Source organism: Rhodanobacter sp. Root179 (assembly GCF_001428465.1).
Lineage (GTDB): Bacteria > Pseudomonadota > Gammaproteobacteria > Xanthomonadales > Rhodanobacteraceae > Rhodanobacter.
Genome location: NZ_LMHR01000073.1, coordinates 1 through 12,005 on the forward strand (window position 1 = coordinate 1; position 12,005 = coordinate 12,005).

The window sequence follows — 12,005 nt, forward strand, 5'->3', positions numbered from 1 at the left end:
CCTGCCGATGGATCAGCTGAAGCGCTTCCGCCAGCTGCATTCGAAGACCGCCGGCCACCCGGAAGCCAGTGAAACGCCGGGAGTGGAAACCACCACCGGCCCGCTGGGCCAGGGCCTGGCCAACGCCGTCGGCTTCGCGCTGGCGGAGAAGGTGCTGGCGGCGCATTTCAACCGTGACGGCCACGAAGTAGTCGATCACCACACCTACGTCTTCCTCGGCGACGGCTGCCTGATGGAAGGCATCTCGCACGAAGTCGCCTCGCTGGCCGGCACCTGGCAGCTGGGCAAGCTGGTCGCGATCTACGACGACAACGGCATCTCCATCGACGGCGAAGTGCACGGCTGGTTCACCGACGACACGCCGGCGCGCTTCGAGGCCTATGGCTGGAACGTGATCCGCGGCATCGACGGGCACGACGCCGAGGCGATCAGGAAGGCGATTGCTGCCGCTACGGCGCAGCACGACAAGCCCACCCTGGTCTGCGCCAAGACCATCATCGGTTTCGGCGCGCCGCACAAGCAGGGCAAGGAAGAAAGCCACGGCGCCCCGCTGGGCAAGGACGAGATCGCCGCCGCCCGCGAACAGCTGGGCTGGAAGTACGCTCCATTCGAAATCCCGGCCGAGATCTACGCCGGCTGGGATCACAAAAAGTCAGGTAATGAAGCCGAGCAGGCCTGGAACGACGCGTTCGCGAAGTACGCCGCCGCGCATCCGGAGCTGGCCGCCGAGTTCAAGCGCCGCCTCGCCGGCGAGCTGCCCGCCGACTGGGCGGAAAAGTCACAGGCGTATATCGCGAAGTTGCAGGCCGAGGGCCCGGAAGTGGCCTCGCGCAAGGCCTCGCAGATGACGCTGGACGCGTTCGGCCCGCTGCTGCCCGAACTGATCGGCGGCTCGGCCGACCTGGCCGGCTCCAACCTGACCAAGTGGAAGGGCAGCCTCGACGCCGCCACCGGCGACAGCGCGGGCGGCAAGGGCAACTACGTCTACTACGGCGTGCGCGAGTTCGGCATGACCGCGATCGCCAACGGCCTGGCGCTGCACGGCGGCTTCATCCCGTACGACGCGACCTTCCTGGTGTTCTCCGACTACGCCCGCAATGCGGTGCGCATGAGCGCGCTGATCCCGGCGCACGCGATCCACGTCTACACGCACGACTCCATCGGCCTGGGCGAGGACGGCCCGACCCACCAGCCGGTCGAGCACATGGCCAGCCTGCGCTACATCCCGAACAACCAGCTGTGGCGTCCGTGCGACGCGGTGGAATCGGCCGCGTCGTGGAAGGCGGCGATCGAGCGCAAGGGCGCGCCGTCGTGCCTGATCTTCTCGCGCCAGAACCTCAAGCATCAGCAGCGCAGCGAGCAGCAGGTCGCCGACATCATGCGCGGCGGCTACGTGCTGTCCGATCCGCTGGACACGAAGTTCCAGGCCATCCTGATCGCCACCGGCTCGGAAGTGGAACTGGCGATGGAAGCCTCGCGCGCGCTGACCCAGCAGGGCGTGGCCGTGCGCGTGGTGTCGATGCCGTGCACCGAAGTGTTCGACGCGCAGCCGCTGGAATACCGCGAAGGCGTGTTGCCGGGCTGGTGTCGCGCGCGTGTCGCGGTGGAAGCGGCGACGGCCGACTTCTGGTGCAAGTACGTGGGCCTGGACGGCGAAGTCATCGGCATGACCACGTTCGGCGCCTCCGCACCCGCGCCGCAGCTGTTCGAGCACTTCGGCTTCACCGTCGCGCACGTGATCGATGCGGTGAAGCGCGTCGTGCGCTGAGCGCGGGTTTCTTCATCCACAAAAAAGCCGCGGCATGCCGCGGCTTTTTTTTCGCGCTGGCAAACTCAGGCGAGCAGCAGGCCCGCCAGTTCGTCCGGTGTCGCCGCGATCGCGCTGGCCCCGGCCTGCTCCAGTTCCTCGCGATTGCCAAAGCCCCACAGCACGCCGAAACCGCGCACGCGGTTGGCCACCGCGCCGTCGATGTCGAAGTGGCGGTCGCCGATCATCACGGCGTCTGCCGGGTCGCTGTCGAAATCCGCCAGCGCCTCGGCGATCATCGAGGCCTTCTCGCTGTGCGGGCTGTCCGGATGCGGGCCGTACAGGCGCAGGAAGGCGTCGCCGAAGGGCAGGTGGGCGATGATCGGCGCGGCGTGGCGGTGCGGCTTGCTGGTGACCACGGCGAGTCGGTGGCCGGCGCCGAGCAGTCGTTCGATCAGCGCCTCGATGCCCGGATAGATCTCGTGTTCCCGCCAGCCTAGCGTGTTGAAACGCTCGTGGTAGTAATCCACTGCCGCCTCGATCCGCTCGGGATCGTGATCCAGCAAGGGCGCAAAGCTGTGCCGCAGCGGCGGGCCGATCCAGCGACGCAATTCCTCGTGCGCGGGCGCCGGCACGTCGAGCCGCGCCAGCGCATGTTTCACACAGGCGGTGATGCCGTGCTCGGAATCGATCAGGGTGCCGTCGAGGTCGAACAGGCAGAGCATTACTTCGCGGCCCGCGCCTTCAGTGCGGTGACTGCGGGCAGTTCCTTGCCTTCGAGGAATTCGAGGAAGGCGCCGCCGCCGGTGGAGATGTAGGAAACCTGGTCGGCGATGCCGTACTTGTCGACCGCGGCCAGGGTGTCGCCGCCGCCGGCGATCGAGAACGCATCCGATGCTGCAATCGCGCGCGCCAGGGTCTCGGTGCCCTTGCCGAACGCGTCGAACTCGAACACGCCGACCGGACCGTTCCACACCACTGTGCCGGCCCTGGCGATCAGCGCGGCGTAGATCTCCGCGGTTTGCGGGCCGATGTCGAGGATCATTTCGTCCGGCCCGACCTGATCGACCGGTTTCACCGTGGCCGGCGCCTGGGCGGAGAAGGTCGGTGCCACCACCACGTCGACCGGCATCGGTACTTCGGCGCCACGTCGCTTTGCGTCGGCCAGCACCTTCTTCGCCGCGTCGAGCAGGTCCATCTCCACCAGCGAGTTGCCGACCGAGTGACCCATCGCCGCGATGAAGGTATTGGCGATGCCACCGCCCACGATCAGCTGGTCGACCTTGCCGATCAGGTTGTCCAGCAGGGTCAGCTTGGTCGACACCTTGGAGCCGGCCACGATGGCCAGCAGCGGGTGGGCCGGGTGTTCCAGCGCCTTGCCCAGCGCATCGAGCTCGGCACACAGCAGCGGGCCGGCGGCGGCGACCGGGGCGTACTTGATCACGCCGTGGGTCGAGGCCTGGGCGCGGTGCGCGGTGCCGAAGGCGTCCATCACGAAGATGTCGCACAGCGCCGCATACTTCTTTGCCAGCGCCTCGTCGTCCTTGCCCTCGCCGACATTCATGCGGCAGTTTTCCAGCAGCACGACTTCGCCCGGGCCGACCTCGACGCCGTCGGCCAGATAGTCGGAAACCAGCCGCACCGGCTGATCCAGCTTGCCGCCGAGCCACAGTGCCACCGGCGCCAGTGAGGAGTCGGCGTCGAACTGGCCTTCCTTGGGGCGGCCCAGATGCGACATCACCATGACGCGGGCACCGGCGTCGCGGGCGGCCCGGATGGTCGGCAGGGCGGCGTCGAGGCGCTGGGTCGAGGTGATCTGGCCGTGGTCGTCGAACGGCACGTTCAGATCTTCGCGGATCAGCACGCGCTGGTCGCGCAAATCGAGGTCGCTCATGCGGGTGACGGACACGGCAGGACTCCAGTGGTGGTCGGGGTTCACCGCGAAAGGGCGGCAGCCGACTATTGTCCGGCCCCGATCGCGTCGATGCAAACCGGGGCGCCGCCAACGGGGCGTTGCGGCCCGGACCGGCCCGGGCCACACTGTCGCCTGCTTGCCATCATCGTGCAGAGGGGGACTGCTCATGGCCACCGGTCTGGTGCTTTACAGCTACTGGCGCTCCAGCGCTGCCTATCGCGTGCGCATCGCGCTGAACCTCAAGGGGTTGGAGTACGAAACCCGGCCGGTGCATCTGGTGCAGGACGGCGGTCAGCAGCATGCGCCGGCCTACAAGGCACTCAACCCGCAGGAAATGGTGCCGTGCCTGCTCGATGGCGATCGGGTGATCACCCAGTCACTGGCGATCATGGAATACCTGGACGAGATGCACCCGGAACTGGAAACGGCCCTGCTGCCGGTGGACGCCCGCGGTCGCGCCCAGGTCAGGGCGCTGGCGATGGCGGTCACCTGCGACATCCATCCGCTGGGCAACCTGCGTGTCCTGCAACAGCTGGAAGCCGAATTTGGCGCCAGCGAGGAACAGCGCGCGACCTGGTCGCGGCACTGGATGGCGGCGGGTTTCAAGGCGATCGAGGAGCAGTTGTCCGACAGCGCCGCGACGGGTCGCTATTGCCACGGCGAGACCCCGAGCATGGCCGACGCTTGCCTGATTCCGCAGGTCTACAACGCGCTGCGCTGGAAACTGCCGATGGACGATTACCCCACCATCGCGCGCATCCACCGCGCCTGCAACGAACTGGAAGCGTTCCAGCGCGCCGCTCCGGAGGCTCAGCCGGACGCGCCTTGAGAACGTGCAGGAGCGCACCTTGTGCGCGATCGCTTTTGTCGGGGGTGGGGATCTGTCGCAACCGTGACCCCTCATCCGACCCTTCGGGCCACCTGCATTCGGGCCATCCTTGGCCCTCACCCTTCGGGCGGCTGTCGCCGTGCAAATCGGCAATCCTGCCGATTTGTCTCCCCGGCAGGGAGAAGGGGCTTTGCGGCGGCCATGGGCCGCTTTTCTAGAAGCCCATCCCGTACGGGTCGTTGCCGGCCAGTTCCTCGTCGCTGGTGCCGCCTTCGGCCAGGCGGATCTTCAGGGCCAGGCCGTCGCGCGAGTCGGACTTGTTGAGCGCTTCGTCCAGGTCCACGCGGCCTTCCTTGTACAGGCGGTAGAGCGACTGGTCGAAGGTCTGCATGCCTTCCTGCAGGCTGCGGTCCATCGCCTCCTTGATCTCGTGGGTCTGGCCACGGCGGATCATGTCGCGGATCAGCGGAGTGTTCAGCAGCACCTCGGCCGCGGGAATGCGCCGGCCGTCCTTGCCGATCACCAGGCGCTGGCTGATCACCGCGCGCAGGTTCAGCGCCAAGTTCATCAGCACGTTCTTGTGCGCCGATTCGGGGAAGAAGTTGAGGATGCGTTCCAGCGTCTGGTCGGCGTTGTTCGAGTGCAGCGTGGCCAGGCACAGGTGGCCGGTCTCGGAGAAGGCGATCGCCGCTTCCATGGTGTCGGTGTCGCGGATCTCGCCGATCATGATCACGTCCGGCGCCTCGCGCATCGCGTTCTTCAGGGCCTCATGATAGGTGTGGGTGTCCAGGCCCACCTCGCGCTGGTTGACGATCGACTTCTTGTGCCGGTGCAGGTATTCGATCGGATCCTCGATGGTGAGGATGTGGCCGGAGGAATTCGTGTTGCGGTGGTCGAGCATCGCCGCCAGCGTGGTCGACTTGCCCGAACCGGTGGCGCCGACCACCAGGATCAGGCCGCGCGGCTCCATGATCAGGTCGCGGAAGATCTTCGGCAGCTGCAGCTGCTCGATGCTGGGGATCTCGCTCTTGATCGCGCGGATCACCATGCCCACTTCGCCGCGCTGCTTGAACACGTTGATGCGGAAGCGGCCGGCTTCCTTCACCGCCAGCGCCATGTTCAATTCAAGGTCGCGCTCGAACTGGGGCACCTGGCCTTCGTCCATCAGCGAGTAGGCGATCTTCTTGACCATGCCGCTGGGAAGGCCGGTATTGCCCAGCGGATACAGTTTGCCCTCGACCTTGATATTCACCGGGGCGCCTGTGGACAGGAACATGTCCGACGCGCCCTTGTCTACCATAAGCTTCAGGAAGTAACCGATGTCCACGAAAAACCCCTAGTTTGCGAAATGCGCGTTGCAATGATGGATTATGCCCGCCCACAATACGCTGCGACACACCATGAGGAATGTGATGCACATCTTTTCCCTGCCGGCCGGACATTTCCGGCCCGGCCGCACCGTCCTGATCGCCCTGGTCCTGGCCCTGTTCGTGGCTGGCTGCGCCTCGGTGCCGCCGCCCAATGACTCGATGAACATGGCCCAGACCCAGCTGCAGATGGCTCGCGACGCCGGCGCGGCCGATTATGCGCCGGTGGACCTCGGTTTTGCCCAGGACAAGTTCCAGCTGGCGCAGTCGGCGATGGCCGAACGCAAGTACGCCGACGCGGCGAGTCTGGCCGAGGAATCCCGCGCCGACGCGGAACTGGCCCAGGCCAAAGCCCGCCTGGGCGCAGCGCGCGCCCAGATCCAGAGCAAGATGAAGGAAAACAGCCGTCTGCGGGCCCAGGGCGAGGCTGCGGCCGCCGCGGCGCAGGCGCCTGCGCCGGCGCCACCGGCCAGCAACGCCCAGCCCACCGAAGACATGCCGGCTCCGCCGTCCTCGGCGCTGTCCACGCCGGCCGGTGACGGTTTCCAGACCGTGCCGGACAACGCACAACAGCCTGCGGTGGACCCCGCGGGAGGTCAGCCATGAAGTGTTCCGCCATCATCCTTGCCACCATCGCGCTGGCGTTGGGCACGCTGGGTTCGGCTCATGCCCGCCAGGACGACATCGACATCAACCGCCTGACCGGCAGCCTCAACCAGCTCGCCAGCGATCCCGGCCTGGGCGCCTACGCCCAGGCCGAACAGGCCCGTGCCCGCGACGCCATCAACCGGCTGGCCCAGGCCGGCTCGCGTGAGCGGCCGCATGCGCTGTATCTGGCCGAGCGTCGCGTCGACCTGGCCAAGACCGCCGCGCAGGTGCAGGACGCCCAGGTCAAGCTGACCCAGCTCGATCGCGAACACGACCAGATCCTGCTGGACAACAGCCGTCGCGATGCGGAGCTGGCCCGGCGCGAGCTGGAGCGCCAGCGCCTGCAATACCAGCTGGCGCAGGAGGAGGCGGCCCGGCTGCAGGCGCAGGGCCTGGAGTATTCGCAGGCGGCCGACCAGGCCCGGGCGGAAGCGGATCGGGCAAAGAAGCTGGCCGCGGCCCAGAGCAAGGTGGCACGCGCCGCCAAGCGGCAGGCCGAGTTGGCGGCACAGGCCGCCAAGGCGATGCGCTCGCAGATGGAAGGCGCGGACAAGCCCTCCGGGACCGATGCCAAGCCGTCCGGCCAGCATCGCTGAAGGGTCTCTTCCGGGCTCCCGTTACGGTCCCGGAAGAAAGTCGTTGAGCGGATGTAAAAGGCTGTTTTGACAGTTTTTTACGGAACTTTCCACGCCTCCCGAAAGTGCCCTCGAAACGCTTGCACCCCCTCCGGTGGGGGAGTAGGGTCAAAGTCCCACGGGGCATCCCGGTCCCGTGGGTCACTGACCGAACCATGCACGCATTCCTCGCTTCGAAAGCTTGCTCCGCATCCGGTGTTCCGGCGCGGATCGAGGGTGCGCGCCCCGGTTCACCGTCTGCGGACGGCCTGTTGCGTCCGCACGTCAACTCGCGAGGAGGTCGGACCATGTTTGAAAACCAGCAGCGTGATGATGTCGAGGCATTGATGAAGGCTGATGCGGAATTCCGGCGGCTCTACCAGCATCACAGGGAACTCGACAGCAAGGTGCACGACGCCGACATCGGCGTGCTGCCCATCGACGACATGACCCTGGCCAGCATGAAGAAGGAAAAATTGCTGGCCAAGTCCCGACTCGAACGCATGTGGGCAGATCGGGCGCATCTCGTCCACTGACCTCGGCTGTTCGCGAACGCGGCCCCGGGCCCTTTCCGCCAGACGGAAAGGGTGCCGGGGCCGCCGCGTTTGCGCTGCCCGCTTCGAGCGCTCGGGTATCATGGCCCTCTTGTCGCGACGGTCTTCATCGCGTCGCAGCCACATCACGGAGCCCCCATGACGGTCCACCAGAGCGTTCTTGAATTGATCGGCCACACGCCGATGGTCCGCACCCAGCGTCTGGACACCGGCGTATGCGAACTGTTCCTCAAGCTGGAGAGCGCCAACCCCGGCGGCTCGATCAAGGACCGCATCGGCCTGTCGATGATCGAGGGCGCCGAGAAGGACGGCCGCATCCGCCCGGGCGACATCCTGGTCGAAGGCACCGCCGGCAACACCGGCCTGGGCCTGGCCCTGGTGGCGCAGGCCAAGGGTTACCGCCTGATCCTGGTGGTGCCGGACAAGATGAGCCGCGAGAAGATCTTCAACTTGAAGGCGATGGGCGCCGAGGTGGTGCTGACCCGTTCCGACGTGGCCAAGGGCCATCCCGAGTATTACCAGGACATGGCCGAGCGGATCGCTCGCGAGACGCCCGGCGCGTACTTCATCAACCAGTTCGGCAACCCCGACAACCCGGCCGCGCACATCGCCACCACCGGGCCGGAAATCCTCGAGCAGATGGACGGCCAGGTCGACGCGATCGTGCTCGGCTGCGGTTCGTCCGGCACGCTGAGCGGACTGTCGAAATTCTTCGCCGAGCATTCGCCGCAAACCGAACTGGTGCTGGCCGATCCGGTCGGTTCCATCCTCGCCGAATACATCAACGAGGGCACGCTCTCGACCAAGTCGGCCAGCTGGATGGTCGAAGGCATCGGCGAGGATTTCCTGCCGGGCATCAGCGACTTCACCCGGGTGAAGAAGGCTTATGCGATCCCGGACAAGGAGAGCTTCCTCACCGCCCGCGAGCTGCTGGCGAAGGAGGGCATCCTGGGCGGCTCGTCCACCGGCACCCTGCTGGCCGCGGCGCTGCGCTACTGCCGCGAGCAGACCACGTCGAAGCGCGTGGTGACCCTGGTCTGCGACACCGGCAACAAGTATCTGTCCAAGCTGTACAACGACTACTGGATGCTCGACAACGGCTTCATCGAGCGCGAGCAGCACGGCGACCTGCGCGACCTGCTGCTGCGCCCGTTCGCCCAGCGCGACACCGTGGTGGTCGGCCCCAACGAACTGCTGATCACCGCCTACAACCGCATGAAGCTGTACGACGTGTCGCAGCTGCCGGTGATGGACGGCCGCAAGCTGGTCGGCATCGTCGACGAATCGGACGTGCTGATGCACGTGCACGCCGACGAGTCGCGTTTCCGCGACTCGGTGTCGAGCGCCATGATCACCAGCCTGCAGAAGCTCGACGTGCGCTCGCCGGTCGAGTCGCTGTTGCCGGTGTTCGAGCGCGGCCACGTGGCCATCGTGGTCGACGGCGACGACTTCCTCGGCCTGATCACCCGCATCGACCTGCTGAACTGGCTGCGTCGCAAAGTGAACTGATGACCCGGCCCGCCACATCCCCGAAAGGCTGCAGTCAGGTCGTACACGCATAATCACTCATCCCTCGACGGGGCCGGAAGTTCCGTCTTTCATCCAAGGAAACCTGCTCGATGTGTGGAATTGTTGCTGCCGTTGCCCAGCGTGATGTCGCGCCGCTGCTGATCGCCGGCCTGAAGGCGCTCGAATACCGGGGTTACGACTCGTCCGGCGTGGCCGTGATCGATCGTGGCGAGATCCGCCGGGCACGTGCCAAGGGCAAGGTGCGCGAAATGGAGGCGCTGTACCTGGCCGATCCGCTGCCCGGCGGCACCGGCATCGCGCATACGCGCTGGGCCACCCACGGCGTGCCCAGCGAGGCGAACGCGCATCCGCACATGGCCGGGCGTATCTCCATCGTGCACAACGGCATCATCGAGAACTACGCCGGCCTGCGCGCCGAGTTGCAGGCGGAGGGCCACGTATTCACCTCGGAAACGGACACCGAAGTGATGGCGGCGCTGATCGACCGGCGCTACACGGCGGGCGTGAGCCTGCGCGAGGCGGTGCTGGCCACGGTGCGCGAACTGGAAGGTGCCTATGCCATCGCCGTGCTCAGCAGTGACGAGCCCGATCGCGTGGTCGGCGCGCGCCGCGGCGCGCCGCTGCTGGTTGGCCTCGGCATCGGCGAGAACTTCCTGGGCTCCGACGCGCAGGCGCTGATCCAGGTCACCAACAAGATGCTCTACCTCGACGAGGATGACGTGGTCGAGATCACCCGCGACGGCGTGCAGGTGTTCGGCCTGGACGGCACGCCGGTACAGCGGGACATGCACGAGAGCGAGCTGTCCAGGGACGCGGTCGAGCGCGGCGAATACCGCCACTACATGCAGAAGGAAATCTTCGAGCAGCCGCGCGCGGTGGCCGACACGCTGGAGGCGCGCATCGGCCCGCATGGCGTTCTGCCGAACATCTTCGGGATCGACAGCGACGCGCTGCTGCAAGCCACGCGCGGCGTGCACATCATCGCCTGCGGCACCAGCTATCACGCTGGCCTCGTGGCCAAGTACTGGATCGAGGAATTCGCGCGCCTGCCGGTCAGCGTGGAAGTGGCCAGCGAATTCCGCTATCGCGAGGCGGTGGTGCCGGACGGCACGCTGTTTGTCGCCATCTCGCAGTCCGGCGAAACCGCCGACACGCTGGCCGCGATGCGCGAATCACGCCGTCGCGGTTATCTGGGCACCCTGGTCATCTGCAATTCGCCCGAATCCTCGCTGGTGCGCGAAGCCGACCTGAAACTGATGACCCGCGCCGGCCCCGAGATCGGCGTGGCCTCGACCAAGGCCTTCACCACCCAGCTGGCCGGGCTGGCCCTGCTGGCGCTGGAACTGGCGCGTCGCAATGGCCTGGACGAGGATCGCTATGCCGCGCTGTGCGCCGAGTTGCAGCACCTGCCCCGGGCGATCGAGGACGCGCTGCAGCTGGAGCCGGCGATCATCGAGCTGTCGGCCGAATTCATCCACCGCCAGCACGCCCTGTTCCTGGGTCGCGGCGCGCAATATCCGGTCGCGCTGGAAGGCGCACTGAAGCTCAAGGAAATCTCCTACATCCACGCCGAAGCCTATCCCGCGGGTGAGCTCAAGCACGGGCCGCTGGCCCTGGTCGACGAGCACATGCCGATCGTGGCGGTGGCGCCGAACGGCCCGCTGCTGGACAAGCTGAAGTCCAACCTGCAGGAAGTGCGTGCCCGCGGCGGTCGCCTGATCGTGTTCGCCGACGGTGCCGCCGGGATGGACGACATGGCCGCCCACGGCACGATGCTGCGCGTGGAATCCGGCGGCAGCTTCATCGCACCGGCGGTGTTCACCGTGCCGCTGCAACTGCTGGCCTACCACGTCGCCGTGCTGCGTGGCACCGACGTCGACCAGCCGCGCAACCTGGCCAAGTCGGTCACTGTGGAATGATGCGCCGGTCGCCCCGGGTGACTGGGGCCGCCGAATAATGGGGAGCCCGGGCACCGCATATCGCAGGTGACTTCAGTAGAGCCGTTTGGCGCTGCCGCCGTCGATGGTGAGCACGGTTCCGCTGACGTAGCTCGCGCTCCCGGAGCACAGCCAGAGGATCGCGTTCGCGGTTTCTTCGGCCTTGCCCAAACGGTTCATGCCCGAATGACGGGCGACAAGCGCCTTGTACCGCTCTGCTGCGCCGGGCCGGTCGGGATTGACCATCTCGCTCGCCGTGAAGCCGGGCGCGACCGCGTTGATGCGAATGCCCATCTGCCCATAGTCGGCCGCCGCGGACTGGGTGAGGCCGACGACGCCGAACTTGCTGGTCGAGTAGGGCGCATGGCCGATGTCGCTCGGCTTGCAGCCGTAGATCGAAGCGACATTGACGATGGCGCCGCCCCCGTTCGCCAGCATGGTGCGTATTTCATGCTTCATGCAGAGCCACACGCCCTTCAGGTTGACGCCCATGACCTCGTCCCATTCCGCCTCGGTCACTTCGGCTGCCGGCGTGAACCTGGGCCCGGCGATTCCCGCGTTGTTGACGGCACAGTCCAGACGGCCAAACCTCTCCATCGCCTCGTTGACCATGCGCTCGACGTCCGCCGCGCAGCTGACGTCGGCACGGACAAAATGCGCCTCGCCACCCAGGGCGATGATCTGTTGCGCGACCTGAGCGCCTTGCTCCGTGCGCCGGGCGGCGATGACGACCTTCGCGCCCTCCTGCGCGAATTTCCGGGCGGTCGCCTCACCCAGGCCGGAGCTTGCGCCCGTCACCAGCGCGACCTTGCCTGCAAACGTGTTCATCAGTGTGCCCCGCGTTTCGCCTTCGAACGGTCAGGG

Annotated in this window: 11 protein-coding genes; 7 read left to right on the plus strand and 4 right to left on the minus strand. The window is 66.8% G+C overall.

The genetic code is table 11. The features are described 5' to 3' along the window. The coding region (tkt, locus tag ASD82_RS08250; protein WP_056717354.1) for a transketolase at positions 1–1,768 on the plus strand (1,768 nt) is incomplete at its 5' end. Between the two features lie 65 nt (positions 1,769–1,833). Here tkt and ASD82_RS08255 read toward each other — a convergent pair. Next, positions 1,834–2,472 carry an HAD hydrolase-like protein gene (locus tag ASD82_RS08255; protein ID WP_056717355.1) on the minus strand — a complete coding sequence of 213 codons (639 nt, stop codon included), beginning with the start codon at positions 2,470–2,472 and terminating at the stop codon, positions 1,834–1,836. Beyond that, positions 2,472–3,656, minus strand: coding sequence for a phosphoglycerate kinase (locus ASD82_RS08260; protein ID WP_056717356.1), 1,185 nt, complete (start codon positions 3,654–3,656; stop codon positions 2,472–2,474). The genes ASD82_RS08255 and ASD82_RS08260 overlap by 1 nt, the downstream gene beginning before the upstream one ends. Before the next feature lie 172 nt (positions 3,657–3,828). Between ASD82_RS08260 and maiA the strand changes: the two genes are divergently transcribed. Further along, entirely contained in the window at positions 3,829–4,491 is a 663-nt protein-coding gene (gene maiA / locus ASD82_RS08265) for a maleylacetoacetate isomerase (RefSeq protein ID WP_056717357.1), read from the plus strand. 214 nt (positions 4,492–4,705) lie between these two features. Here the strand turns inward: maiA and ASD82_RS08270 are convergent, their stop codons facing one another. Beyond that, entirely contained in the window at positions 4,706–5,818 is a 1,113-nt protein-coding gene (locus ASD82_RS08270; RefSeq protein ID WP_007807540.1) for a PilT/PilU family type 4a pilus ATPase, read from the minus strand. An 85-nt stretch (positions 5,819–5,903) separates the two neighbouring features. Here ASD82_RS08270 and ASD82_RS08275 point away from each other — a divergent pair, with 85 nt between their 5' ends. From ASD82_RS08275 to glmS, 5 genes are all read left to right on the plus strand, one after another. Further along, on the plus strand, positions 5,904–6,464 hold the full coding sequence (locus ASD82_RS08275) for a DUF4398 domain-containing protein (RefSeq protein ID WP_056717358.1): 561 nt from the start codon (positions 5,904–5,906) through the stop codon (positions 6,462–6,464). Continuing rightward, positions 6,461–7,102: a hypothetical protein gene (locus ASD82_RS08280; protein WP_056717359.1), complete on the plus strand. Its 642-nt coding sequence runs from the start codon at positions 6,461–6,463 to the stop codon at positions 7,100–7,102. Before ASD82_RS08275 ends, ASD82_RS08280 begins: the two co-directional genes overlap by 4 nt. Positions 7,103–7,428: 326 nt before the next feature. After that, positions 7,429–7,656: a YdcH family protein gene (locus tag ASD82_RS08285; protein ID WP_056717360.1), complete on the plus strand. Its 228-nt coding sequence runs from the start codon at positions 7,429–7,431 to the stop codon at positions 7,654–7,656. 156 nt (positions 7,657–7,812) lie between these two features. Then, entirely contained in the window at positions 7,813–9,183 is a 1,371-nt protein-coding gene (locus ASD82_RS08290; RefSeq protein WP_056717361.1) for a pyridoxal-phosphate dependent enzyme, read from the plus strand. A gap of 110 nt (positions 9,184–9,293) precedes the next feature. Further along, the gene (gene glmS, locus ASD82_RS08295) at positions 9,294–11,123 is read left to right on the plus strand and encodes a glutamine--fructose-6-phosphate transaminase (isomerizing) (RefSeq protein ID WP_056717362.1); all 1,830 of its coding nucleotides are present in this window, start codon (positions 9,294–9,296) and stop codon (positions 11,121–11,123) included. A gap of 72 nt (positions 11,124–11,195) precedes the next feature. On the opposite strand, the gene ASD82_RS08300 is transcribed toward glmS, so the two are convergent. Next, positions 11,196–11,969 (minus strand): glucose 1-dehydrogenase, encoded by a 774-nt coding sequence (locus tag ASD82_RS08300; protein ID WP_056717363.1) that lies wholly within the window; start codon positions 11,967–11,969, stop codon positions 11,196–11,198. Positions 11,970–12,005 lie beyond the last annotated feature (36 nt).